We start from the raw sequence: 26,334 nt of genomic DNA, 5'->3' as shown, positions 1-26,334 counted from the left end.
TTTGGTGTAACAAAACATGTATAATTTTGAAAGCCAAAAATAAAATAACAAACTTAAAAATAATAAATTTCAACGATGTACAAATGGATACACGAAATAATGAATTTATTGTCATAGCTTAGGGTCAAATTCGATCCACGACGCTAAATTATCTTAAAATAACCTTAATAAACCGCACCTTATGTTCATTTTCCATTTAATATCCGTTTAATTTTCCGCGCCTAGAATCCAGTCAACCAACCATAATGAGACTGCATTCATGAATACATTATTAATTACTGGCGCGACCGGTTTTCTCGGTGGAGCAGTGTTAGAAAGCATTCTGAATAAAAAGAATGCGCCTAATCTATTACTGTTAGTTCGTGCAGATAATAGTGTAGCTGCCGTAGAACGGGTAAAGGAAAACCTGCGAAAATTCAATATTAGCGAAGAGAGATTAACGGCCCTGACGCCCGGCAACATTCTGCTGGGGGATCTGGCCAATCCGCAGCCCTTTCTCGACGACCCGCGCCTGAATCAGGTTACCCACGTGCTCAACTGCGCCGCCGTCGCCTCATTTGGTAATAATCCGCTTATCTGGAAGGTCAACGTCGAAGGCACGCTGCAGTTTGCCCGGCGGATGGCTCAGGTCGGCGGCCTTGAGCGCTTTCTGCACGTGGGCACCGCGATGTCCTGCTCGCCAGACCCCGATTCGCTGGTAGCGGAAAGCACGGCGTTTCGTGAACGCGCCGAGCATCTGGTCGAGTACACCCACTCTAAATCAACAATTGAGCGTCTCATGCGGCAGGAGTGCCCAACGCTACCGCTGGCGATCGCCCGTCCCTCTATTGTTGTTGGCCACACTCATCACGGCTGTCAGCCCTCCAGCAGCATCTTCTGGGTGTTCAGCATGGGGCTGATGCTGCAAAAATTTATGTGTTCGATGGAAGACCGCATCGATGTAATCCCCGTCGATTACTGCGCCGATGCGCTGCTGATGCTGCTTACCAGCCCGCTGGCGCGCGGAGAGGTGGTGCATATTTCCGCGGGAGAGGAAAACAGCGTAAGGTTTGCGGATATCGATAACGCGATGGCCTCCGCCCTCGAGCAGGCGCCGGTCGGCGATAAATACGCGCAGGTCAGCTATGAAACGCTGGTCAAAATGCGCCGTGAGCTGAAGGCTATTTTTGGCCCCTGCAACGAACGGCTGATGCTAAAAGCCATGCGCCTGTACGGCGCCTTCGCCACGCTTAACGTACGATTCAGCAACGACAAGCTGCTCAGCATGGGTATGCCAAAACCGCCGCGCTTTACCGATTACATTGACCGCTGCGTACAGACCACGCGCGGGCTTTCTATCCCGCAGCAAATGGCGGTAGATTTTAAGTAGCCGCTTTTGCAGGTATAAAAAAAGCCAGCCCGAAGGCTGGCTTTTTCATATCAGATTAAGACAGGCTTATGCCTGACCTTTGATCTCTTTACGACCGTTGTACGGTGCTTTTTCGCCCAGCGCTTCTTCGATACGAATCAGCTGGTTGTATTTAGCAACGCGGTCAGAACGGCTCATAGAACCAGTTTTGATCTGGCCTGCAGCGGTACCCACAGCCAGGTCAGCGATGGTCGCGTCTTCAGTTTCGCCAGAACGGTGAGAGATAACGGCAGTGTAGCCAGCGTCTTTCGCCATTTTGATCGCAGCCAGAGTTTCGGTCAGAGAACCGATCTGGTTGAATTTGATCAGGATGGAGTTAACGATGCCTTTCTCGATGCCTTCTTTCAGGATCTTGGTGTTGGTTACGAACAGATCGTCACCAACCAGCTGGATTTTGTCGCCCAGTACTTTAGTCTGGTATGCGAAACCGTCCCAGTCAGATTCGTCCAGGCCATCTTCGATGGAGACGATCGGGTACTGTTTGGTCAGCTCTTCCAGGAAGTGGGTGAATTCTTCAGAGGTGAACGCTTTGTTGCCTTCGCCGGCCAGAACGTATTTACCGTCTTTGTAGAATTCAGAAGCCGCGCAGTCCATCGCCAGGGTGATGTCTTTGCCCAGCTCGTAGCCAGCAGCTTTAACCGCTTCAGCGATAACAGCCAGCGCTTCAGCGTTGGAGCCCAGGTTCGGCGCGTAGCCGCCTTCGTCACCAACAGCAGTGTTCATACCTTTAGCTTTCAGAACTTTAGCCAGGTTGTGGAACACTTCAGAACCCATACGTACGGCTTCTTTCAGGGATTTAGCGCCAACCGGCTGAATCATAAATTCCTGGATGTCGACGTTGTTGTCAGCGTGCTCGCCGCCGTTGATGATGTTCATCATCGGAACCGGCATGGAGTATTTGCCCGGGGTGCCGTTCAGCTCAGCGATGTGCTCGTACAGCGGCTGACCTTTAGAAGCAGCGGCAGCTTTGGCGTTAGCCAGAGAGACGGCCAGGATGGCGTTCGCACCGAAGTTAGATTTGTTTTCAGTACCGTCCAGGTCGATCATGATTTTGTCGATGCCAGCCTGATCTTTGGCATCTTTGCCAAGGATTGCCTGAGCGATCGGGCCGTTAACCGCGCCAACAGCTTTCAGTACGCCTTTACCCATGAAACGGGATTTGTCGCCATCGCGCAGTTCCAGCGCTTCGCGGGAGCCAGTAGAAGCACCTGACGGAGCAGCTGCCATACCGACGAAACCACCTTCCAGGTGTACTTCGGCTTCAACAGTCGGGTTACCACGGGAGTCGATGATTTCACGACCGATGACTTTAACGATTTTGGACATTAGGTTTTCCTCAGTACAAGTTAAACTAAAACTCCAGACAAACAATGCACCCGGATGGGTGCATTGCCGTTCTAACTCTTTTACTTCGCCTGACGCTTCTGGTACTCGCCAGCGGCTTTCACAAAGCCAGCAAACAGCGGATGGCCATCACGCGGCGTCGAAGTAAACTCCGGATGGAACTGACAGGCGACGAACCACGGATGGTTAGGCACCTCGATGATCTCGACCAACTGATCATCCCCGGAACGGCCCGCAATACGCAGGCCCGCATTTTCAATCGGCTTCAGCAACATATTGTTGACTTCGTAGCGGTGACGATGGCGTTCGGTAATGGTTGGCTCGCCGTACAGCTGGCGCACCAGGCTATCTTCAGCCAGCTGGCACTGCTGCGCGCCGAGGCGCATCGTGCCGCCGAGATCGCTCTTATCAGAGCGGACTTCGACATTACCGTCTTCATCACGCCATTCGGTAATCAGGGCCACGACCGGGTACTTACAGTCTGGCACAAATTCCGTTGAGTTGGCGTTTTCCATCCCCGCTACGTTGCGCGCGAACTCAATCAGCGCGACCTGCATCCCCAGGCAAATGCCCAGGTATGGAATGTTGTTTTCACGCGCGTAGCGCGCGGTGGCAATCTTACCTTCAACCCCGCGATAGCCGAAGCCACCAGGAATCAGGATTGCGTCTAAATTCTTCAGAATTTCGACGCCGCGCGTTTCCACATCCTGCGAATCAATCAGCTTGATGTTGACGGTGACGCGATTTTTCAGACCGCCGTGTTTCAGCGCTTCAATCACCGATTTGTAGGCGTCCGGCAGTTCAATGTACTTGCCGACCATACCAATGGTGACTTCACCTGCCGGGTTCGCTTCTTCGTAGATAACCTGTTCCCATTCGGCCAGGTTCGCTTCCGGACAGTTTAAGCTGAATCGTTTACAAATATAATCGTCCAGACCCTGAGATTTCAACAGGCCCGGGATTTTATAAATGGAATCGACATCTTTCATCGAAATAACGGCTTTTTCCGGCACATTGCAGAACAATGCAATTTTGGCACGTTCGTTCGCCGGAATAGCGCGATCGGAGCGGCAGACCAGAATGTCAGGCTGAATACCGATGGAGAGCAGTTCTTTAACGGAGTGCTGGGTCGGCTTGGTTTTGACTTCACCCGCGGCGGCCATGTACGGCACCAGGGTCAGGTGCATAAACAGCGCGTTTTCACGACCGATATCCACCGCCAGCTGGCGAATCGCTTCAAGGAACGGCAGCGATTCAATATCGCCAACGGTGCCGCCGATTTCAACCAGCACCACATCATGGCCTTCACCGCCGGCCAGCACGCGCTCTTTGATCGCGTTGGTGATGTGCGGAATAACCTGAACGGTGGCACCCAGATAGTCGCCGCGACGCTCTTTGCGCAGGACGTCAGAGTAAATACGACCCGTGGTGAAGTTGTTGCGACGGGTCATCTTGGTGCGAATGAAACGCTCGTAGTGACCCAGGTCCAGATCGGTTTCAGCGCCGTCTTCAGTAACGAACACTTCCCCGTGTTGGATTGGGCTCATGGTGCCCGGATCGACGTTGATGTACGGATCCAGTTTCATCATGGTCACATTAAGCCCGCGGGCTTCGAGAATGGCTGCGAGGGAAGCTGCGGCAATGCCTTTACCCAGAGAGGATACGACCCCGCCGGTCACAAAAATATAGTTCGTTGTCATGCTGAACCTGAGAAGTTAGGTTTAAAAGACGATGGAATAACCAGGACGGGAAAGCAGTATACCCGATCATGACTGACGCCACAAACTTTCATTATCCCTCCTTTTCATCAGGCCCACACAAACGCAGGGAGTGAGAAAATAGCCGCTTTTGGCGAAATGTTTTTGACGTAAATCAAGCGCTTGTTATTTAAAAAATCACACAAATAGCGCTTGATCACGAAAACTCTTTAGAGATCAGTTTCCTGGCGTTTTACTTCCTGCCACACCAGCTCCATGGTATCGAGGTCAACGCCGGTCATTTCCAGGCCGCGCGCGGCGACAATCCGCTCAACTTCGCGGAACCTGCGCTCAAACTTCAGGTTGGCTTTTTGCAGCGCAACTTCGGCTTTTACCCCTAAATGGCGGGATAAATTGACCGTCGCAAACAGCAGGTCGCCCACTTCCTCCTCCAGTTTAGCTTCATCCACCACGGCCTGCTGCGCTTCGTGCATCACTTCATCTATTTCTTCGTGCACTTTATCCAGCACCGGCCCCAGAGAGGTCCAGTCAAAGCCTACCGCCGAGCAGCGTTTCTGGATTTTATGCGCGCGCATCAGCGCCGGAAGGCTATGCGGGATGTCGTCCAGCGCGGAGTGCTGGGACTTTTCCGCTCGCTCAGCGCTTTTGATCTGTTCCCAGCGGGCCAGCACTTCGCTGCTGCTACCGGCGCTCGCCTCGCCGAAAATATGCGGATGACGGCGCTCCAGCTTGTCGCTGATGGCGGCGCAGATATCGTTAAAATCAAAGCGCCCCTCTTCCTGCGCCATCTGAGCGTAGAAGACGACCTGGAACAACAGGTCGCCCAGCTCACCGCGCAGATCGTCAAAATCTTCGCGGGCGATAGCGTCGAGCACTTCATAGGTTTCTTCAAGGGTATACGGCGCGATGGTGGCAAAGGTCTGCTCTTTGTCCCACGGGCAGCCGTTTTCCGGATCGCGCAGACGCCGCATAATGCCGAGCAGGCGTTCGATTTGAGTCATAAGTCTGTCCTGATAAAAAAATGCCGGGTGGCGGTAGCGCCTGACCCGGCTGACATAAGCGTGGGAGTTTATCCGCCGTGCAGACGACGGGCGTCGATGACGTCAGGTACCTGATTCAGCTTCGCCAGTACGCGCCCCAGCACCTGCAGGTTGTAGATCTCAATGGTCATATCGATCGTCGCCATCTGCTGTTTAGTATCGCTGCGGCTGGCAACGCCCAGCACGTTGACCTTCTCATTGGCGAGAATGGTGGTGATGTCGCGCAGCAGGCCGCTACGATCGTTGGCCTGGACGCGCACCACCAGCGAGTAGCCCGCCGAGTAGCTCTCTCCCCACACCGCGTCAACGATGCGCTCGGGAGCATGAGACTGTAGCTCCGCGAGCTGATCGCAATCCGCGCGGTGCACCGAGATCCCGCGGCCCTGGGTGATAAAGCCCACGATCTCGTCGCCGGGAATCGGCTGGCAGCAGCGCGCAATGTGGTGCATCAGATTGCCGACACCCTCCACCACCACGCGACCATTGTCTTTGCTGCGATTCTGCGGAGCGTGAGTTTTCTGCTGCAGCTGCTTTAACGCCGCCGCATCCTGCTCCGCCGCGCTGGGTTTATTAAACTGCGCCTGCAGGAAATTAACCATCTGGTTGAGGCGAATATCGCCCCCGCCAATCGCCGCCAGCAGTTCGTCCTGCTCGTTAAAGTTGTAGCGCGGCAACAGATGCTTTTCCGCGTCCTTCAGGCTGATGCCGAGATGCTCGAGCTCATCATCAAGGATCTGTCGCCCGGCAAGAATATTCTTGTCGCGATCCTGCTTGCGGAACCAGGCGTGAATTTTGGAACGCCCGCGGCTGGTGGTGACGTAGCCAAGGTTCGGGTTCAGCCAGTCGCGGCTGGGGTTGGGCTGCTTCTGGGTGATGATTTCAATCTGGTCGCCCATCTGCAGCTGATAGGTGAACGGCACAATACGCCCGCCGATTTTCGCCCCGATGCAGCGGTGGCCGACATCGCTGTGTATATGGTAGGCAAAATCGAGCGGCGTCGAACCCGAAGGCAAATCCACCACGTCGCCCTTCGGTGTAAAGACATAAACCCGGTCATCAAAGACCTGGCTACGCACCTCATCCAGCATCTCGCCGGAATCGGCCATCTCTTCCTGCCAGGCGATCAGTTTACGCAGCCAGGCAATGCGATCTTCATAGCCGCGCCCGCCGCTGGCCGCTGCGCTGGCGCCCTCTTTATACTTCCAGTGCGCGGCCACGCCCAGCTCGGCATCTTCATGCATCTGGCGGGTACGGATCTGAATTTCAATGGTTTTTCCGCCGGGGCCAAGCACGACGGTATGAATTGACTGGTAGCCATTAGGCTTGGGATTGGCGACGTAATCATCGAACTCATCCGGCAGATGGCGGTAATGAGTATGCACGATCCCCAGCGCGGCATAGCAGTCCTGCAGGCGCTCGGCGACAATACGCACCGCCCGCACGTCAAACAGCTCGTCGAAGGCGAGATGTTTTTTCTGCATTTTGCGCCAGATGCTGTAGATATGCTTGGGACGCCCGTAGACCTCAGCCTTGACGCCCTCGGTTTTCATTTCCGTGCGTAAATGGCTGACGAATTCATCAATATAATGTTCACGATCGATGCGCCGCTCGTGTAACAGCTTAGCGATTCGCTTATATTCCGCCGGATGCAGATAGCGGAAGCAGTAATCTTCGAGCTCCCACTTCAGCTGGCCGATCCCCAGGCGGTTGGCCAGCGGCGCGTAAATATTGGTACACTCTTTTGCCGCCAGTACGCGCTCATCTTCCGGCGCATCTTTCACTTCACGCAGATGGGCGATGCGCTCGGCGATTTTAATCACCACGCAGCGGAAGTCATCGACCATCGCCAGCAGCATGCGGCGAATGTTGTCCACCTGTTCAGAGGAGACCGAATCCGTATGGGTGGCTTTAAGCTGGCGTATCGCGGCCATGTCCCGCACGCCGTGGATCAGGGTGACGACCGATTTCCCGACGCTCTCCTGCATGATCTCTTCGCTGACGACGTTACCGTCCGCCAGCGGGAAAAGCATCGCCGCGCGCAGCGTATCGATATCCATGCTCAACATGGAGAGAATTTCCACCATCTCCACGCCGCGCCATAGCAGGAGATCGGCCTGCGGATGCCCCTGCGTTTTCTCTCGACAATAATCCCAGGTTTCGGCTAAGCGTTCACACGACTGCTGGCTGGAAATTCCCAGACTCGCGATCCATTTCTTCGGGTCAAATTCACCAGCTTTATTTAAATGTGCACTTCTTACCGCAACCATTGTCCTCTCCTTAAGGGACCGCCTGCCGAAGTCGGCAAGCCTCAACTTTTACACTTCATCCTTCAAACCGCGTCAACGCTGGCGTTCGTCTTTTATCTCAGTCACCTGCTTCTGAGGATGCCGCTTCACTGCGATTTGAATGATTCTTGTGCTCAAACAACACCATTGATTCCAGATGTCCGGTATGCGGGAACATATCGAGCATCGCCAGGCGTTGAATGGTATATCCCGCCTGCAATAAAACGTCGCTATCGCGCGCCAGGGTCGCCGGGTTACATGAAACATACACCACCCGACGCGGCGCTAATTTTATAATATGTAACATAACGCCCGCCGCGCCGGCGCGCGCCGGGTCGAGCAAGACCTTATCAAAACCGTGCTTCGCCCACGCCTGGCGGGTGACGTCCTCTTCCAGGTTCTCATGGAAGAAAGTCACATTATGCAACCCGTTCAACGCCGCGTTCTCCTGGCCCTTCGCCACCAGCGCGGGAACCCCTTCAACGCCAACCACCTGCGCCGCACGCTTCGCCAGCGGCAGGGTAAAGTTGCCCATGCCGCAAAAGAGGTCCAGCACGCGTTCCTGAGGCTGGATATCCAGCCATTCCAGCGCCGTACGCACCATCAGCTGGTTTACGCCATCGTTCACCTGGATAAAATCGCGCGGACTGAACACTAAGCGTAGACCGTCCGAGGTATACCAGGGGGCTTCCCCGCGAATATGTTCCAGTATCTCGCTTTGCGGGGCGAGGTACAGGGAAAGACCGTGAGATTGCGAAAAACGTTCCAGCTTTTCTTTATCTGCCGCGGGAAGCGCCGCCGTATGGCGCAATACCATCAGCGGGCCGTTATCCGCCTGCACCAGCTCAACGTGGCCAAGCTGACGCACCGATTTCAATTCGCTAAGACATTCACGTACCGCGGGCAATAGCGCACCAAGAGTGGGCACCAAAACGGGGCACTGCACCACATCGACGATCTCGCTGGCGTTAGCCTTGCGGAAGCCCATCTGTAATTGTTGGGACTTTGGCTGATAATTCAAGCTCAGACGCGCCCGGCGGCGATAGCCCCACGGCGAAGCGGCTATAATGTCATCAACGTCGCGCTTCATCAGCCTCGCGAGCGCGGCGCGTTTGCTCTGCTGCTGCAGTTCAATGCTGGCGTGCTGCTGCTGGCACCCGCCGCAGATGCCAAAATGCGGGCAGCGCGGCGCCTGCCGCTGCGGGCTATCGCTAAGACGGCGTTTAACCTGGGCGCGGGCGTACTGTTTTTTATCTTCGACCACAACAACGTCAGCCTGCTCCTGTGGCAATAAACCGCTGATAAACAGCGCCTTACCCTGATGACGCGCAACGCCCTGGCCGAAGGGGTCAAGGTCATTTACTGTAACGGTTATGATCTGGCGCGTCGTCACACGCCGTTTTGCAGAGTAGAATTGCGCCATCGTAGAGATTTGTCTCAATTAAATATACTGACTCTGGATAAGAGTTCGGTCAGGATGAGCCAGAGTAACAACGCACCAGCCTCCTGAAAGATGATGTGTATATTCTCCCATAATGGAACCGCATGACCAACTACAGCCTTCGTGCCCGCATGATGATTCTTATTCTGGCGCCTACCGTTCTGATCGGTCTGCTGCTCAGTATTTTCTTCGTCGCACACCGCTATAACGACCTACAGCGCCAGCTGGAGGATGCCGGCGCCAGTATTATCGAACCGCTGGCGGTCTCCAGTGAATATGGCATGAATTTGCAAAACCGCGAGTCAATCGGGCAGCTCATCAGCGTGCTGCACCGCCGCCACTCCGATATTGTGCGCGCCATTTCCATCTACGACTCGCACAACAGGCTGTTTGTCACCTCTAACTTTCAGCTCGATCCCGGCGAACTTCAGCTGCCAAAAGGGGAACCCTTTCCCCGCCGCCTGAGCGTGGTGCGCCACGGCGATTTGATGATTTTGCGTACCCCTATTATCTCGGAAAGCTATTCACCGGATGAATCGCCGGGAAGCGATGCCAAGATGCCGGACAATATGCTGGGCTACGTGGCGCTTGAGATGGATCTCAAATCGGTGCGGCTACAGCAGTACAAAGAGATCTTTATCTCCAGCGTGATGATGCTGTTCTGTATCGGTATTGCGCTGATCTTCGGCTGGCGTCTGATGCGCGACGTGACCGGGCCGATCCGCAATATGGTGAACACCGTTGACCGCATCCGCCGGGGCCAGCTTGATAGCCGCGTCGAAGGCTTTATGCTCGGCGAGCTGGATATGCTGAAAAACGGCATCAACTCCATGGCCATGTCGCTGGCGGCCTACCACGAAGAGATGCAGCATAACGTCGATCAGGCGACATCGGATCTGCGGGAAACGCTTGAACAGATGGAAATCCAGAACGTCGAGCTGGATCTGGCGAAAAAACGCGCGCAGGAAGCGGCGCGAATCAAATCCGAATTCCTCGCCAACATGTCCCATGAACTGCGCACACCGCTCAACGGCGTCATTGGCTTTACCCGCCTGACGCTGAAGACCGACTTAAACACCACCCAGCGCGATCACCTGACGACCATTGAGCGTTCCGCGAATAATCTGCTGGCCATCATTAACGATGTTCTGGACTTCTCTAAGCTCGAAGCCGGGAAGCTTATTCTGGAGAGTATTCCGTTCCTGCTGCGCACTTCGCTGGACGAGGTGGTCACGCTGCTGGCGCACTCGGCGCACGATAAGGGGCTGGAGCTGACGCTGAATATCAAAAACGATGTGCCGGATAACGTCATTGGCGACCCGCTGCGCCTGCAGCAAATTATTACCAATCTGATGGGCAACGCCATCAAGTTTACCGAACACGGCAATATCGACGTGCTGGTGGAACAGCGCGCCATCAGCAACTCAAGGGTACAAATCGAAGTCCAGATCCACGATACCGGTATCGGAATTCCTGAACGCGATCAGTCGCGTCTGTTCCAGGCGTTCCGCCAGGCCGACGCCAGCATCTCCCGTCGCCACGGCGGAACCGGACTTGGGCTGGTCATCACCCAGCGGCTGGTGAAAGAGATGGGCGGCGATATCTCCTTCCATAGCCAGCCTAATCGCGGCTCGACGTTCTGGTTCCATATCAGCCTCGACCTCAACCCCAACGCGGTTCCCGACAGCGTGCCAACCCAGTGCCTGGCGGGTAAAAAGCTGGCCTATATCGAGGCCAACGCGGCGGCGGCGCAGTGTACGATGGAGCTACTGGCGACAACGCCGCTGGAGGTGGTTTACAGTCCGACGATGACCGCCCTACCGGATGCTCACTACGATATCCTGCTGGCCGGCATTCCCGTATCAATACGCGACCTGAGCCAGCATCGCGATAAGCTGGAAAGAGCCAGCAAGCTTGCCGATCATCTGGTGCTGGCCCTGCCGTGCCACGCCCAGGTCAGCGCCGAAACGCTGCGCCAGGACGGCATTGCCGCCTGTTTGCTTAAGCCACTGACCTCAACGCGCTTACTGCCGGCGCTGACAGCCTCCTGCCAGACGCAGCCGACGGTTCTGCCGCCGCGTTCCGATAGTAAGAAGCTTCCGATGACGGTCATGGCCGTTGATGACAATCCGGCGAATCTCAAGCTTATCGGCGCCCTGCTTGAGGATTTAGTCCAGCACGTTATCCTCTGCGACAGCGGCCAGCACGCCGTCGAGCGGGCCAGAGAAACGCAGCAGGATCTGATTCTGATGGATATTCAGATGCCGGAGATGGATGGGATCCGCGCCTGCGAACTGATTCACCAGCTCCCTCATCAACAGCAAACGCCGGTGATCGCCGTGACCGCCCACGCCCTGGAAGGGCAGCGAGAGAAATTACTCAGCGCGGGGATGAACGACTATCTGGCGAAACCCATTGAGGAGGATAAGCTCTACAGCCTGCTGCTGCGCTACCAGCCGGGAAAGACGCTACCGCCGCAGGTCGCCGCGGAGCCTGTTGAGCCGCCCGTTAACCATGACATCACCCTCGACTGGCAGCTGGCGCTGCGTCAGGCGGCGATGAAACCGGATCTGGCGCGGGAAATGCTGCAGATGCTGCTCGCCTTTATGCCGGAGGTGCGTAATAAGGTAGAAGAACAGCTGGTGGGAGAGCAGCCGGAAGGCGTGCTGGATCTCATTCATAAGCTTCACGGCAGCTGTAGCTATAGCGGCGTGCCGCGGCTGAAAAAACTGTGTCACACCCTTGAGAGCCAGCTACGCGCGGGCACCGCCGCCGAGGAGATGGAGCCGGAGTTTCTGGAGCTGCTGGATGAAATGGACAACGTCGCGCGCGAAGCCTGTAAGCTGTTGGGGATTTAGAGGATGTAAAACGCGAGCCCCGGTCTGCGCTTCGCGACCGGGGAAAAACCTATAATAGCCGGCCCATTTTCAGCACGGCGGCGACGTTTCTCGCCGTCATACGCACGTTTTCGGCGGCATTTTCCAGTGCTTGCTCCAGGGTGCAAACTGAATAAATCACGCTGAATACCGCATCCAGGCCGTGCTGATGCACGACGCCGACGTCAGCCGTCAGGCTCCCGGCAATGCCGATGACCGGCAGGTTGTAGCGTTTTGCCACCCTCGCCACGCCAACCGGCACTTTGCCGTGAACCGTCTGGCTATCGATACGCCCTTCGCCGGTGATCACCAGGTCCGCATCCGCCACGATATCGGCAAGATGGAGCGCATCGGTCACAATCTCAATGCCCGGCCGCAGCTTTGCGCCGCAAAAGGCGTACAGGCCCGCGCCCATTCCCCCCGCCGCGCCGCCGCCTTCAAGATGCAGCACATCAAGTTCTAAATCGCGATGGATAATATCGGCAAAATGGGCCAGCGCGTTGTCCAGGCAGGGGATCATCTCCGCCGTCGCCCCTTTCTGCGGCCCAAATACCGCCGTCGCGCCCTGTGGTCCCGTCAGCGGGTTGGTAACATCGCAAGCGACGTCAATACGACAGCCGGCCAGGCGTTTATCAAGTTCGCTAACGTCGATGCGCGCGAGGCTCTCCAGCGCGCGTCCGCCGGCGGCAATCTGCTGGTTATCTTTGGTCAGCAGTTTCGCCCCCAGCGCCTGTACCATCCCGGCGCCGCCGTCGTTCGTCGCGCTGCCGCCGATGCCGATAATAATTTGCCTCACTCCGGCATCCAGCGCATGGCGAATCAGCTCGCCGGTCCCCCATGAAGTGGTCAGCAAAGGATTTCGCCGCGCCGGCGGTACGCTCTCCAGGCCGCTTGCCGCCGCCATTTCAATAAACGCGCACTGCCTGTCGCCCGACAGGCCATAGAAGGCCTCCACGGGTTCACCGAGCGGACCGGTGACGGTGACCGCAATCCGGCATCCCTGGGTCGCGGCAACCATGGCTTCAACGGTTCCTTCGCCACCGTCGGCAACCGGCAGCTTGACGTACTCCGCATCGGCGTAAATTTCCCGAAAACCTTGTTCTATCGCGGTTGCGACATCCAGCGCACTCAGGCTCTCCTTGTATGAATCCGGTGCGATCACTATCTTCATATGCTGTCCTTAAAATGAACGATTACCCGACGCCGTGCAGGAAACCGGTCCCCGAAGGGACCGGTATTTCTTTAGCGCACCATGCATGGACGCTTGTTATCAAACGTCCAGTTCGGGATCAAATACTGCATGCCCATCGCGTCATCGCGCGCGCCCAGGCCGTGTTTCTGGTACAGCTCATGGGCTTTCATCACCCGATCCATATCGAGCTCCACGCCCAGACCCGGTTTCGCCGGTACCTGTACCATCCCGCCTTTAATTTCAAAGGGCTCTTTGGTCAGACGCTGGTTCCCCTCCTGCCAGATCCAGTGGGTGTCGATGGCGGTAATTTTACCCGGCGCTGCCGCCGCCACGTGGGTAAACATCGCCAGCGAGATATCAAAGTGGTTGTTAGAGTGCGAGCCCCAGGTCAGGCCAAACTCGTGGCACATCTGCGCCACGCGGACGGAACCCTGCATGGTCCAGAAGTGCGGATCCGCCAGCGGAATATCGACGGACTGCAGCGACAGCGTGTGGCCCATCTGACGCCAGTCGGTCGCGATCATATTGGTCGCCGTCGGCAGGCCGGTGGCGCGGCGGAACTCCGCCATCACTTCGCGTCCGGAGAAGCCCTGTTCTGCGCCGCACGGATCTTCCGCATAGGCCAGAGAGCCTTTCAGGTATTTGCCAATTTTGATCGCTTCATCCAGCGACCACGCGCCGTTCGGATCGAGGGTCACGCGCGCCTGCGGGAAGCGCTTCGCCAGCGCGACGATGGACTCCGCTTCCTCTTCCCCGGCCAGTACGCCGCCTTTCAGTTTAAAGTCATTAAAGCCATATTTCTCATACGCCGCTTCCGCCAGGCGCACCACCGCATCCGGGGTCATCGCTTCATCATGACGCAGGCGATACCAGTCGCATTTGTCATCGGGCTGGCTCTGATACGGCAGCGGCGTGGCTTTACGGTTGCCGACGAAGAACAGGTAGCCGAGCATTTCCACTTCGCTGCGCTGTTGGCCATCGCCCAGCAGAGACGCCACGTTCACGCCCAGATGCTGGCCCAGCAGGTCAAGCATCGCCGCTTCGATCCCGGTCACTACGTGAATTGTGGTACGCAGATCGAAGGTCTGCAAACCGCGTCCACCGGCGTCGCGGTCGGCGAAAGTATTGCGCACGGCGGTCAGCACGTTTTTATATTCACCCAGCGTCTTACCGACCACCAGCGGGATCGCGTCCTCCAGGGTGGTGCGGATTTTCTCTCCGCCGGGGATTTCACCGACGCCGGTATGGCCGGAATTATCTTTGATCACCACAATATTGCGCGTGAAGAACGGGGCGTGCGCGCCGCTCAGGTTCATCAGCATGCTGTCGTGGCCCGCGACCGGAATGACCTGCATAGAAGAAACAACGGGGGTCGAAAATTGTGCGCTCATAATTTAGTCCTTATTCAAATCAGTGACGGCCGAAAACGGGGCGTTTACGGTCAAAAGTCCATCCGGGGATCAGGTACTGCATTGGGCCTGCGTCATTACGCGCGCCGCCGGGCAGCTTTTTATACGCCTCATGCGCTTTCTGTACCTGCTCCCAGTCCAGCTCAACGCCAAGTCCTGGCGCGTCCGGAACAGCAATTTTTCCGTGCTTAATCTCCAGCGGATTTTTGGTCAGACGGCAATCTCCCTCCTGCCAAATCCAGTGGGTATCGATGGCCGTGGGGTTACCCGGCGCCGCCGCGCCGACGTGGGTGAACATGGCCAGTGAAATATCAAAGTGGTTATTGGAATGGCAGCCCCAGGTCAGGCCCCAGTCATCGCACAGCTGCGCCACGCGCACCGCGCCGGACAGGGTCCAGAAGTGCGGATCGGCCAGCGGAATATCCACGGCGTTCAGCATCACCGCATGGCCCATTTCGCGCCAGTTGGTGGCGATCATGTTAGTTGCCACCGGCAAACCGGTGGCGCGGCGGAATTCCGCCATCACTTCGCGGCCGGAAAAGCCCTGCTCGGCGCCGCAGGGGTCTTCGGCGTAGGTCAGCACATCGTTCAGCCCTTTGCACAGGGCGATGGCTTCATCCAGCAGCCAGGCGCCGTTAGGGTCGACCGTAATGCGCGCATCCGGGAAACGCTTCTTCAGCGCGCGGGCGGTTTCGATCTCCTGCTCGCCGGGCAGCACGCCGCCCTTGAGTTTGAAATCTTTAAAGCCGTAGCGATCCTGCGCGGCTTCCGCCAGCCGCACCACCGCCCCGCTGTTCAGCGCTTCCTGATGACGCAGGCGATACCACGCGTGGCTGCCCGGCGTGCTTTCCAGATAGGGCAGATCGGTCTTCGTACGATCGCCCACGTAGAACAGGTAGCCCAGCACGGTCACCGCATCGCGCTGCTTGCCCGGCCCCAGCAGTTCGCAAACCGGCACGTTGAGCGCCTTGCCCAGCAGATCCAGCAGCGCAGCCTCCAGCGCCGCCACCGCGTTCACCCGCAGTTCGAACGTCCAGGCGCCTTTACCAAAAGTGTCAAAATCCGCGGCCTGGTTGCCTTTATGCACCTGCTGAACCACTTTATTCAGGCGGGCGATTTCCTGCCCCAAAACCATCGGGATCGCCTCCACCAGCGTCTGATAAATCACCTCGCCGCCGGGCGCTTCGCCGACGCCGGTATTGCCGGCGCTGTCGGTCAGCACCACGATATTACGGGTAAAGTACGCGTTATGGGCACCGCCGATATTGAGCAGCATACTGTCCTGCCCGGCCACCGGGATAACCTTCATGTCCGTGATAACGGGGCTCGATTGCGTTGTCATGATGATTGTCCTGCCACAGGTTTCAGTTCAATACGCTTAATATCGCCGACCAGAACCAGATAGCTCAGCACCGCCACCAGCGCATGGACGCCCACATAAATCAGCGCGCCGTTAAACGAACCGGTGGTGCCAACGATGTAGCCAATCGCAATTGGCGTCACGATGCCGGAGATATTGCCGAACATGTTGAACAGACCGCCGCTCAGCCCGCTGATCTCTTTCGGTGCCGTATCCGCCATGACCGCCCAGCCCAGCGCGCCGATGCCTTTACCGAAGAAGGCCAGCGCCATAAAGCCGATGATCATCCACTCCACGTTGACGTAGTTACAGAACACCATCACCATCGACAGCAGCATCCCCATCACGATCGGCGTTTTACGCGCGATATTCAGCGAGCCGGTACGACGCATCAGCCAGTCGGAAATAATCCCGCCGAGCACGCCGCCCGCGAAGCCGCAGATAGCCGGCACCGAAGCGACGAAACCGGCTTTCAGAATGGACATGCCGCGCGCCTGCACCAGATAAACCGGGAACCAGGTGATAAAGAAATAGGTTAAAGCATTAATGCAGTACTGTCCGATATAGACGCCAATCATCATTCGGGAGCCCAGCAGCTGCTTAATTTGCCCCCATTTTACGCTAAACGGCACCTTGGCTTTGGCCGCCGCCTGATCCATGTTGATCAGCGCGCCGCCAGCGGCGATGTAATCCAGCTCTTTTTGGTTCACGCCCGGATGCTGGTTGGGTTCATGAATGACCTTCAGCCAGACAAAGCTGATGATAATCCCGAGGCCGCCCATAAAGAAGAACACGTGCGACCAGCCCACCTCATGGGTCAGCCAACCCATGATTGGCGCAAAAATAACGGTGGCAAAGTATTGCGCGGAGTTAAAGATAGCCACCGCGGTGCCCCTCTCCTGCGCCGGGAACCACGCCGCGACGATACGGCTGTTTCCGGGGAAAGATGGCGCTTCGGCCAGGCCGACAAGGAAACGCAGGGTAAACAGCGCGACGATAATGCCGAAGCCGCTGAAAATATCGACGAAGCCCTGCAGCAGGGTAAACATGGACCAGATAAAAATGGACCAGAAGTAGACGCGTTTTGAACCGAAGCGGTCAAGCAGCCAACCGCCCGGGATTTGGCCGATCACATAGGCCCATGAAAACGCGGAGAAAACATACCCCATGCCAACGGCGTCAAGACCAATATCTTTGGCCATCTCCGATCCGGCAATGGATAAGGTGGCGCGGTCGCCGTAGTTGAAGGATGTGACGATAAACAGCATCACCACTATCCAGTAGCGAGCATTGGTGCGCTTTTCAGCGCCGCTCGCCGCCTGACTTAATGAACTCATTGTTGCACTCCTGAATCATAGCGTTAGCTACGTTCATTCTGAACAGCACAACCTGTAGGGTACTCAGAATGACGTGTTAGTGTTTTTCATTGTTTTCGTTATATCTGGCACTGCATTGGGAACTGGCAGGGAAAGTATAAAAAGAGCGGCTGGCGGGCTCACCGTGCAAATACACAGCTTTCACCGGCTGAGTAAATGTGATTTATGGCGTATGCCTAATGAGATGGGGGATGGTTCACGGAAATGAAAAACCGCGCGCGTTCAGAGGCGGAAACGGCGGTGCAAAAGGCAGGAGTGTGAATCAACTCTCTTGACCCCGTGAAATAGCCCGGTAAAGGCCCTGGCATTACACAGGTTTTAAGGCAAATGCCCGAAGCCAGCTACGCGGAGAATTGGTACGATCTTTTTGACCGTTAATCTGGCTCTGGCATTGAACATCAGTAAAAAAGGAGCGCCCTCTAGTGTAGGGAGAGGGCGAAACTTTTTAATCGAGCAGCGACGCCCACTGCGTTACCCATGGGTTAGAGACGCTTTCGGGTTCCGGATCTTCGCTGGCGTCAATCATCAGCATCTCGCCAACGCGCGTGCCGCCCTGTTCCTGCAATAACGCATCAAACTTTAAGCCGCCGCCGCAGAAGTTAGCGTAGGTGCTATCGCCCAGGGCGATAATCCCATAGCGTAAATGCGGCTGATACATATCTTTAATGCCTTCGTACAAGGGCACGATACTGTCCGGTAAATCGCCCTGTCCGGTGGTCGATGTCACCACCAGCACATATCTACCGCTATACGACTCCCAGTCTTTGACCTCGGGATCTTCAAAGACTTTCGCCTGATGCCCCAGCCCGCTCAAAATAGCCTGCGCCTCTTCGGCGACCAGGAGCGAATTTCCATACATCGTGCCGACAAAAATTCCGACTTCTGCCATGACTATCTCCCTGAATTGACCTGTATCTCTTCATCCTGACCGCAGTCGTCGGCAAACTCAACCCTTTCATTTAGCGGGAGAAGGCCGCGCCAGCCAAACTGCGACAGCGCGCGCATCCAGACGTCGTCAAGACCGGCGCGAATAACCAACGGTTCGCCGGTAAAGGGATGCGTTAACGAGAGCTGGCTGGCGTGCAGCATCAGCCGATCGCAGCCAAAGTGCGCCGCCGCGCTGCGATTCTGCCGCAAATCGCCGTGTTTGCTATCGCCGATAATCGGATGGCGAAGATGGGCAAGATGGCGACGTAGCTGGTGTTTACGTCCGGTTTTCGGTTCCAGCTCCACCAGGCTATAGCGGGTCGTGGGGTAACGGCCGGTCGCCACCGGCATCTCTACCGTCGCCAGGCCGCGATAATGCGTCACCGCCGGCTGCGGGTCTTTATTTTCGCGGGCAAACTTATCGGCGATTTTATCCAGTTCCTCAACCAGCGGGTAATCAAGCACCGCTTCGTCGTTCAGCCAGCCGCGAGCGATCGCATGATAGCGTTTCTGCATTTGATGCTGCTCGAACTGCTGCGACAGCAATCTTCCCGCTTCGCTCGACAGCCCCATCAGCAGCACGCCGGACGTCGGCCTGTCGAGGCGATGGGCGGTGAACACGTGCTGGCCTATCTGGTCGCGCACGGTCTGCATCACCACCACTTTTTCATCACGATCCAGCCAGCTGCGGTGCACCAGCCAGCCCGATGGCTTGTTCACCGCGACCAGCCACTGGTCCTGATATAAAATCTCCAGCATCAGGCTTCGCCGCCGGCAAACAGCGCATCCAGCAGGACCAGTTCGGCCAGCACCCGCTCGCGCACGGGGTGAGCATTATCCAGAGCCATCTCATAATAGGGCGCAACGGCGAAGTTCTGCGGCAGCGGCGTTCCGCTTTCCAGAAGCTGGTGCATACGCGGAATCAATACCCACTGCAGCCATTCAAGCGGCTCCATGGTGTCGAGGCAAAACGGCTGTTCGCTGGCAAACGCGCGGCTATCGGGGGCACTATCCTGCCAGTGTTCCGTTTCGCGCAGCAGCGCTTCAATGGCGAGCAGGCGCTCGCGCACGCGATGGTCAAGAGTCATGGGAAACCTCGGTGAGTTAAAAACCGGCGCAGAATAGCAAATTCAGACGAGAAATAAAAAAAGGGAGCACTGTATAAAACAGTGCTCCCGGTTCGTTTTGCAGCAATCCAGCTACATTGGTGCTCCCTGCTCGTCCTTGAAAACTTTTCCTGAGGTCTCCTGACCATGTTCATCCATAAACAGTTGCATCCTGCTTTCACACCACCCCGATGCGAAATAACTCATCCTTAAGTCTGTCCTGATCTTCCTGATCCACCGAACGTCCCGCTCGGCTCTCGTTCTCCTTCCTGGAGGTGTCCTTTTACGCAATCCTGCGTTATCCTGCGCTTCATCCTGAAGCCTGTCCTTGCAACGCCATCCTGGCGGGTCCTGCAGAAGCGTCATCATCCTGATGTTCACTTCGTTTATCAACTCCCTGTCGATGTGTATAGAATCCCTGATTCCGCCCTGTCTTACAACCCTTGTTAAGACAATATCTTAAGATTAATCGTCAGTATCCTTAATGAGAAAATCATTAATCACTTGAAAAATATTATATTTCTTAAAATACGCCCCCTGAAGGATCGGCTTAAATGATGACGATCTCTTACAGGTCTTGTAAGAGATCTCTCACAAAAGTTTGGGTACTGTGGATTACAGAACTGGCTTAAGGGAATTAAGGAAACTCGCAAGCGAGGGAGAAAGGGTCGTCCGTTTTCGGGTGCCGAGGGTCTCTTTGATCACTTCACCGCTCATATTACAGACCGAAATGACCTCCAGTTCGCTGTCCAGCGTGGCGATAAACAGCGTGGGCGACAGCTTCAAACGCTTTTGCACCAGCAGATGACCAATCAGATTCTCCTGCACCCGCTGGAAATCATCCGGGCTCCAGGTTTGCAGCAGCGTCATGGTTTCATCGGCAGTTTCATCGGCAAAACGCGCCTGCATATCGCCGGCAAACTGAGTGGTATAATAAGCATGAAGCGGTTGTTGTACCACAATCTCCAGCGCCCGTTCAACCGCGTCAATATTTTGTGCTAATGAAAACGGCTGCGGCTGCCAGAAAACGCCGTCATCATCCGTGCCGTTGACGCACGGCGACGGGATACCGTAAAGCTCTTCGCTGCGCGGCAGGCTGGAGCGCTGCTGCTGCCACGCCTCACAATAACGTTGGGTAAATGCTTGTAGCGCTTCTGCGGTTTGCTGGTCCACCGGTTTCTCTCTTCACGTTAGACAGGATACACTTGGCATATAGTGTAACCGCTTTAACTATGGTGAAACATGTCTTCTTACGATAATCATCAGGCGCTGGCCGGCCTGACGCTCGGAAAATCAACCGATTACCGCGATACCTACGACGCCAGCCTGCTTCAGGGCGTCCCGCGCAGCCTGAACCGCGACCCGCTGGATCTGCACGCCGATAACCTGCCGTTTCACGGCGCCGATATCTGGACGCTGTATGAGCTCTCCTGGCTGAACGCCAAAGGCCTGCCGCAGGTCGCCGTGGGCCACGTGGAGCTCAGCGATACCACCGTAAACCTGGTGGAATCAAAAAGCTTTAAGCTCTATCTCAACAGCTTCAACCAGACGCGCTTTGCCGACTGGCAGGCGGTCGAGGCGACGCTGGCGCGCGATCTCAGCGCCTGTGCGCAAGGAGAAGTGAAGGTAGCGCTGTATCGCCTCGATGAGCTCGAAGGCCAGCCGGTCGCTCATCTGCACGGCACCTGCATCGACGACCAGGATATTGAAATCGATAATTACCAGTTCAGCGCCGATTACCTGCAGGACGCCGCGGCCGGCAAAGTGGTCGAAGAGACCCTGGTCAGCCATCTGCTGAAGTCCAACTGCCTGATTACCCACCAGCCAGACTGGGGGTCGGTGCAAATCCAGTATCGCGGGGCGAAAATCGATCGCGAAAAGCTGCTGCGCTATCTGGTGTCATTCCGCCACCACAACGAGTTCCACGAGCAGTGCGTAGAGCGCATCTTCAATGACATTCAGCGTTTCTGCCAGCCGGAAGCCCTTTCCGTTTATGCGCGCTACACGCGACGAGGCGGTCTCGATATCAACCCATGGCGCAGCAATACCGATTTTGTGCCGGCCACCGGTCGCCTCGCCCGTCAATAGTAAACATTTTCACAATTTGCGCACGTTAACCCGCGCGCAAGGTTGTGAAAACGCCATCAGCAGGGCTATTGTAATCACAGGAAGACGATAATCGTCCTGTAAGGAGTTCACTTGATTACACATGTTAGCCCGCTTGGTTCAATGGATATGCTGTCGCAGCTGGAAGTGGATATGCTTAAACGCACCGCCAGCAGTGACCTGTATCAACTCTTTCGCAACTGCTCGCTTGCTGTGCTCAACTCGGGGAGCCTGACCGATAACAGCAAGGAGCTTCTGTCTCGTTTTGAAAACTTCGATATTAACGTGCTGCGTCGCGAACGCGGCGTGAAGCTGGAACTGATCAACCCGCCGGAAGACGCTTTCGTTGACGGGCGTATTATCCGTTCCCTGCAGGCCAACCTGTTTGCCGTACTGCGCGATATCCTGTTCGTCTACGGCCAGATCCACAATACCGTTCGCTTCCCGAATCTCGATCTTGAAAGCTCGGTGCATATCACCAACCTGGTTTTCTCCATTTTGCGTAACGCCCGCGCCCTGCACGTCGGCGAAGCGCCAAACATGATTGTCTGCTGGGGCGGCCACTCGATTAACGAAAACGAATATCTGTACGCCCGCCGCGTCGGCACCCAGCTGGGCCTGCGCGAACTGAATATCTGTACCGGCTGTGGACCGGGCGCGATGGAAGCGCCGATGAAAGGCGCCGCCGTCGGCCACGCGCAGCAGCGTTACAGAGACAGCCGCTTTATCGGTATGACCGAGCCGTCGATTATCGCCGCCGAGCCGCCGAACCCGCTGGTGAACGAACTGATCATCATGCCGGATATCGAAAAACGCCTGGAGGCGTTCGTGCGCATCGCCCACGGCATCATCATCTTCCCAGGCGGCGTGGGCACGGCGGAAGAACTGCTCTATCTGCTGGGCATTTTGATGCACCCGTCGAACAAGTCGCAGGTTCTGCCGCTGATTCTCACCGGGCCAAAAGAGAGCGCCGATTATTTCCGCGTGCTGGATGAGTTTATCGTCCATACGCTGGGTGAAGCCGCCCGTCGTCACTATCGCATTATCGTTGACGATGCCGCGGAAGTGGCCCGCCAGATGAAAAAAGCGATGCCGATGGTGAAAGAGAATCGCCGCGAGACCGGCGACGCCTACAGCTTCAACTGGTCGATGCGCATTGCGCCGGACCTGCAGATGCCGTTCGATCCGACCCATGAGAATATGGCCAATCTTAAGCTCTATCCGGACCAGCCGGTGGAAGTGCTGGCAGCGGATCTCCGCCGCGCCTTCTCCGGTATCGTCGCCGGTAACGTTAAAGAGGTGGGTATCCAGGCTATCGAGAAATTCGGCCCGTATAAGATTCACGGCGACCCGGCAATGATGCGCCGCATGGACGATCTGCTGCAGGGCTTTGTGGCGCAGCATCGTATGAAGCTGCCGGGCGGCACCGCTTACATCCCCTGCTACGAAATCTGTTCCTGAGTTCTCTTCTGCTCTTCTCCCGGGCGGCGGCTTACGCCCCCGGGCTATTTCTCCCCGCCCGGGCGGCACTCTTTCTCCGCTTTTTCGCTTCTGCATTCGCCCGTATGCTTTCCAGATAAATCATTCCTTTTATGAATTTTTAGCATCGCCTTTACAAAAGCCAATCGTTTGCGTTTCCAAAAACTGCAATAAATATCACCAGGAAAAACGCCTTTTAACGTAAAAACGTCGAGAACTTCGCATTTTTACAGTAAAAACCTCGTTATTACGTCGCGCCACTATTCTCTCATATGCTGAAAATGATAGCCTCCGCGCCACAAATCTCTGGCTGACCACCAGAAACAGGCTGTTGGACTAAAATTGCTTACATTTAAAGTGGATTATTGCATTTGAGATCGCGATCACTGATGCATTCACCATATAAATGTATCTTCCCGCACCAATTGTTACGGAGAAAATGCCTAAAAAACCGTAAACAAACGAATTTCATATTATTTGGTCTTTTTTATTCAATAGATTTTGTTGCTTCCTCCAGGAGATACAGATGGAAACCACTCAAACCAGCACCATCGTTTCGGATGCTACCCGTAGCGGTTGGCGTAAGACGGACACCATGTGGATGCTGGGCCTGTACGGCACGGCTATCGGCGCGGGCGTCCTGTTTCTGCCGATCAACGCCGGCGTCGGCGGCATGATCCCGCTGATCATCATGGCGATTCTGGCCTTCCCGATGACCTTCTTCGCCCACCGCGGGATGACCCGTTTCGTGCTGTCCGGTAAGAATCCGGGCGAAGACATCACTGAAGTGGTCGAAGAGCATTTCGGCGTTGGCGCAGGTAAGCTGATTACCCTGCTCTACTTCTTCGCCATCTACCCGATTCTGCTGGTCTACAGCGTGGCGATCACCAACACCGTGGAAAGCTTTATGCTGCACCAGCTGCACATAACGCCGCCGCCTCGCGCCATTCTTTCCCTGATTCTGATTGTCGGCATGATGACCATCGTGCGCTTCGGCGAGCAGATGATTGTGAAAGCGATGAGCGTGCTGGTGTTCCCGTTCGTGGTCGCGCTGATGATTCTGGCCTTTTATCTGATTCCGCAGTGGAACGGCGCGGCGCTGGAAACCCTCTCCCTGAGCAGCGCGACCGCGACCGGCAACGGCCTGTGGATGACCCTGTGGCTGGCGATTCCGGTGATGGTGTTTTCTTTTAACCACTCGCCGATCATCTCCTCCTTCGCCGTCGCGAAACGCGAAGAGTACGGCCAGGGCGCAGAGAAAAAATGTTCCAGCATTCTGGCCCGCGCGCACATCATGATGGTGCTGACCGTCATGTTCTTCGTCTTCAGCTGCGTACTGAGCCTCTCCCCGGCGGATCTGGCGGCGGCGAAAGATCAGAACATCTCGATTCTGTCTTACCTGGCGAACCACTTTAACGCGCCGATCATCGCCTGGATGGCGCCGATCATTGCGATGATCGCCATCACTAAATCCTTCCTTGGCCACTACCTGGGCGCTCGCGAAGGCTTTAACGGCATGGTGATTAAATCCCTGCGCGGTAAAGGCAAGTCCATCGAAATCAATAAACTGAACAAAATCACCGCCCTGTTCATGCTGGTCACCACCTGGATTGTGGCGACGCTGAACCCCAGCATCCTCGGGATGATCGAAACCCTGGGCGGCCCGATTATCGCGATGATTCTGTTCCTGATGCCGATGTACGCGATTCAGAAAGTCCCGGCGATGCGTAAATACAGCGGCCACGTCAGCAACGTTTTCGTGGTGATTATGGGCCTGATTGCTATCTCCGCGATTTTCTACTCTCTGTTTAGTTAATATCCCCCGCGCCGCCTGACGGCGGCGCTCCCGACAGCACTGGATGCATCATGATCAGCGTATTCGATATTTTTAAAATCGGCATTGGCCCTTCCAGCTCCCACACCGTTGGACCGATGAAAGCGGGCAAACAATTCACGGACGATCTTATTGAGCGCGGACTGCTTTCCGAGGTAACCAAAGTCGTCGTCGATGTCTACGGCTCCCTTTCCCTGACGGGTAAAGGCCACCATACCGATATCGCGATTATTATGGGCCTGGCGGGCAACCTGCCGGATACCGTCGACATCGACGCGATTCCCGGCTTTATCCAGGACGTCAACACCCATGGCCGCCTGATGCTGGCAAACGGCCAGCAGGAAGTGGCGTTCCCGGTCGATCAGTGCATGAATTTCCACGCCGACAACCTGTCGCGGCATGAAAACGGCATGCGTATTACCGCCCTCGGCGGCGAGAAGGTTCTCTACAGCCAGACGTATTACTCCATCGGCGGCGGGTTTATCGTCGATGAAGACCATTTCGGCGTGACCCGCGAGGCGCCGGTCGCCGTACCTTATCCGTATAAAAACGCCGCCGATCTGCAGCGCCACTGCCGCGAAAGCGGGCTATCGCTCTCCGGGCTGATGATGCAAAACGAGCTGGCGCTGCACAGTAAAGAAGCGCTGGAGCAGCATTTTGCCGCGGTCTGGGAAGTGATGAGCAGCGGAATTGAGCGCGGCATCACCACCGAGGGGGTTCTGCCGGGCAAGCTGCGGGTGCCGCGTCGCGCCGCCGCGCTGCGCCGGATGCTGGTAAGCCAGGACAACACCAACAGCGACCCGATGGCGGTCGTTGACTGGATTAACATGTTCGCCCTGGCGGTTAACGAAGAGAACGCCGCCGGCGGACGCGTCGTGACCGCGCCGACCAACGGCGCCTGCGGTATCGTACCTGCGGTGCTGGCCTACTACGACAAGTTCATCCGCAAAGTGAACGCCAACTCGCTGGCGCGCTATATGCTGGTCACCAGCGCCATTGGCTCGCTCTATAAGATGAACGCCTCGATTTCCGGCGCCGAAGTGGGCTGCCAGGGTGAAGTCGGCGTAGCCTGTTCAATGGCGGCGGCCGGTCTGGCTGAACTGCTTGGCGGCAGTCCGGGTCAGGTATGCATCGCGGCGGAAATTGGTATGGAGCACAACCTCGGTCTCACCTGCGATCCGGTTGCCGGCCAGGTGCAGGTGCCTTGCATCGAGCGTAACGCTATCGCGGCGGTTAAAGCGGTCAATGCCGCACGTATGGCCCTGCGCCGCACCAGCGAGCCGCGGGTGTGCCTCGATAAAGTCATCGAGACCATGTACGAAACGGGCAAAGATATGAACGCCAAATATCGTGAAACCTCGCGCGGCGGCCTGGCAATGAAGATTGTCGCCTGCGATTAACGCCCCCCTCCCGGTATGCTGCGGCATGCCGGG

At 56.3% G+C, this 26,334-nt stretch carries 19 protein-coding genes; 6 read left to right on the top strand and 13 right to left on the bottom strand.

Annotation, left to right across the window (positions count from 1 at the left end; translation table 11 throughout):
- Nucleotides 1–259 precede the first annotated feature (259 nt).
- Complete coding sequence (locus ABLU96_RS14680; protein WP_025106430.1) at nucleotides 260–1,369, top strand: SDR family oxidoreductase; 1,110 nt, start codon at nucleotides 260–262, stop codon at nucleotides 1,367–1,369.
- Nucleotides 1,370–1,435: 66 nt separating this feature from the next.
- On the opposite strand, the gene eno is transcribed toward ABLU96_RS14680, so the two are convergent.
- The 5 genes from eno to rlmD all read right to left on the bottom strand — a co-directional run bounded on the left by eno (nucleotide 1,436) and on the right by rlmD (nucleotide 9,218).
- Entirely contained in the window at nucleotides 1,436–2,734 is a 1,299-nt protein-coding gene (gene eno, locus ABLU96_RS14675) for a phosphopyruvate hydratase (protein WP_004124327.1), read from the bottom strand.
- Nucleotides 2,735–2,814: 80 nt separating this feature from the next.
- Nucleotides 2,815–4,452, bottom strand: a complete 1,638-nt coding sequence (gene pyrG, locus ABLU96_RS14670) for a glutamine hydrolyzing CTP synthase (RefSeq protein WP_004105009.1) — start codon at nucleotides 4,450–4,452, stop codon at nucleotides 2,815–2,817.
- A 227-nt stretch (nucleotides 4,453–4,679) separates the two neighbouring features.
- Nucleotides 4,680–5,471 (bottom strand): nucleoside triphosphate pyrophosphohydrolase, encoded by a 792-nt coding sequence (mazG, locus tag ABLU96_RS14665; protein ID WP_048260291.1) that lies wholly within the window; start codon nucleotides 5,469–5,471, stop codon nucleotides 4,680–4,682.
- A gap of 68 nt (nucleotides 5,472–5,539) precedes the next feature.
- The gene (gene relA, locus ABLU96_RS14660; protein WP_004853643.1) at nucleotides 5,540–7,777 is read right to left on the bottom strand and encodes a GTP diphosphokinase; all 2,238 of its coding nucleotides are present in this window, start codon (nucleotides 7,775–7,777) and stop codon (nucleotides 5,540–5,542) included.
- Nucleotides 7,778–7,874: 97 nt separating this feature from the next.
- On the bottom strand, nucleotides 7,875–9,218 hold the full coding sequence (gene rlmD / locus ABLU96_RS14655) for a 23S rRNA (uracil(1939)-C(5))-methyltransferase RlmD (RefSeq protein WP_064404137.1): 1,344 nt from the start codon (nucleotides 9,216–9,218) through the stop codon (nucleotides 7,875–7,877).
- A gap of 122 nt (nucleotides 9,219–9,340) precedes the next feature.
- On the opposite strand from rlmD, the gene barA reads away from it, so the two are divergent.
- Entirely contained in the window at nucleotides 9,341–12,094 is a 2,754-nt protein-coding gene (gene barA / locus ABLU96_RS14650; RefSeq protein WP_048260293.1) for a two-component sensor histidine kinase BarA, read from the top strand.
- 49 nt (nucleotides 12,095–12,143) lie between these two features.
- On the opposite strand, the gene ABLU96_RS14645 is transcribed toward barA, so the two are convergent.
- From ABLU96_RS14645 to syd, 8 genes are all read right to left on the bottom strand, one after another.
- On the bottom strand, nucleotides 12,144–13,283 hold the full coding sequence (locus tag ABLU96_RS14645) for a glycerate kinase (RefSeq protein ID WP_014226599.1): 1,140 nt from the start codon (nucleotides 13,281–13,283) through the stop codon (nucleotides 12,144–12,146).
- Nucleotides 13,284–13,354: 71 nt separating this feature from the next.
- Nucleotides 13,355–14,695, bottom strand: a complete 1,341-nt coding sequence (gene gudD / locus ABLU96_RS14640) for a glucarate dehydratase (RefSeq protein ID WP_014226600.1) — start codon at nucleotides 14,693–14,695, stop codon at nucleotides 13,355–13,357.
- A gap of 19 nt (nucleotides 14,696–14,714) precedes the next feature.
- Nucleotides 14,715–16,055, bottom strand: coding sequence for an enolase C-terminal domain-like protein (locus ABLU96_RS14635; RefSeq protein ID WP_064404139.1), 1,341 nt, complete (start codon nucleotides 16,053–16,055; stop codon nucleotides 14,715–14,717).
- Nucleotides 16,052–17,410: a galactarate/glucarate/glycerate transporter GudP gene (gene gudP, locus ABLU96_RS14630; RefSeq protein WP_004124361.1), complete on the bottom strand. Its 1,359-nt coding sequence runs from the start codon at nucleotides 17,408–17,410 to the stop codon at nucleotides 16,052–16,054. Before gudP ends, ABLU96_RS14635 begins: the two co-directional genes overlap by 4 nt.
- Nucleotides 17,411–17,894: 484 nt before the next feature.
- Complete coding sequence (locus ABLU96_RS14625; protein WP_014226602.1) at nucleotides 17,895–18,338, bottom strand: flavodoxin; 444 nt, start codon at nucleotides 18,336–18,338, stop codon at nucleotides 17,895–17,897.
- A gap of 2 nt (nucleotides 18,339–18,340) precedes the next feature.
- On the bottom strand, nucleotides 18,341–19,135 hold the full coding sequence (gene truC / locus ABLU96_RS14620; RefSeq protein WP_014226603.1) for a tRNA pseudouridine(65) synthase TruC: 795 nt from the start codon (nucleotides 19,133–19,135) through the stop codon (nucleotides 18,341–18,343).
- Nucleotides 19,135–19,464, bottom strand: coding sequence for a YqcC family protein (locus tag ABLU96_RS14615; RefSeq protein ID WP_014226604.1), 330 nt, complete (start codon nucleotides 19,462–19,464; stop codon nucleotides 19,135–19,137). Before ABLU96_RS14615 ends, truC begins: the two co-directional genes overlap by 1 nt.
- A gap of 633 nt (nucleotides 19,465–20,097) precedes the next feature.
- Nucleotides 20,098–20,655 (bottom strand): SecY-interacting protein, encoded by a 558-nt coding sequence (syd, locus tag ABLU96_RS14610; protein ID WP_014226606.1) that lies wholly within the window; start codon nucleotides 20,653–20,655, stop codon nucleotides 20,098–20,100.
- A 69-nt stretch (nucleotides 20,656–20,724) separates the two neighbouring features.
- On the opposite strand from syd, the gene queF reads away from it, so the two are divergent.
- From queF to ABLU96_RS14590, 4 genes are all read left to right on the top strand, one after another.
- Nucleotides 20,725–21,570 carry an NADPH-dependent 7-cyano-7-deazaguanine reductase QueF gene (queF, locus tag ABLU96_RS14605; RefSeq protein WP_004853651.1) on the top strand — a complete coding sequence of 282 codons (846 nt, stop codon included), beginning with the start codon at nucleotides 20,725–20,727 and terminating at the stop codon, nucleotides 21,568–21,570.
- A gap of 111 nt (nucleotides 21,571–21,681) precedes the next feature.
- Nucleotides 21,682–23,049: a nucleotide 5'-monophosphate nucleosidase PpnN gene (gene ppnN, locus ABLU96_RS14600; RefSeq protein WP_004853652.1), complete on the top strand. Its 1,368-nt coding sequence runs from the start codon at nucleotides 21,682–21,684 to the stop codon at nucleotides 23,047–23,049.
- A 544-nt stretch (nucleotides 23,050–23,593) separates the two neighbouring features.
- Entirely contained in the window at nucleotides 23,594–24,883 is a 1,290-nt protein-coding gene (locus tag ABLU96_RS14595) for an HAAAP family serine/threonine permease (protein ID WP_004124376.1), read from the top strand.
- Between the two features lie 50 nt (nucleotides 24,884–24,933).
- Entirely contained in the window at nucleotides 24,934–26,301 is a 1,368-nt protein-coding gene (locus ABLU96_RS14590) for an L-serine ammonia-lyase (protein WP_032751051.1), read from the top strand.
- Nucleotides 26,302–26,334 lie beyond the last annotated feature (33 nt).

The sequence above is a fragment of the Klebsiella sp. CN_Kp106 genome, from assembly GCF_040064575.1.
GTDB lineage: Bacteria > Pseudomonadota > Gammaproteobacteria > Enterobacterales > Enterobacteriaceae > Klebsiella > Klebsiella michiganensis.
The sequence above is the reverse complement of the archived record's forward strand: the minus strand, read 5'-3'. Positions and strand labels throughout refer to the sequence as shown.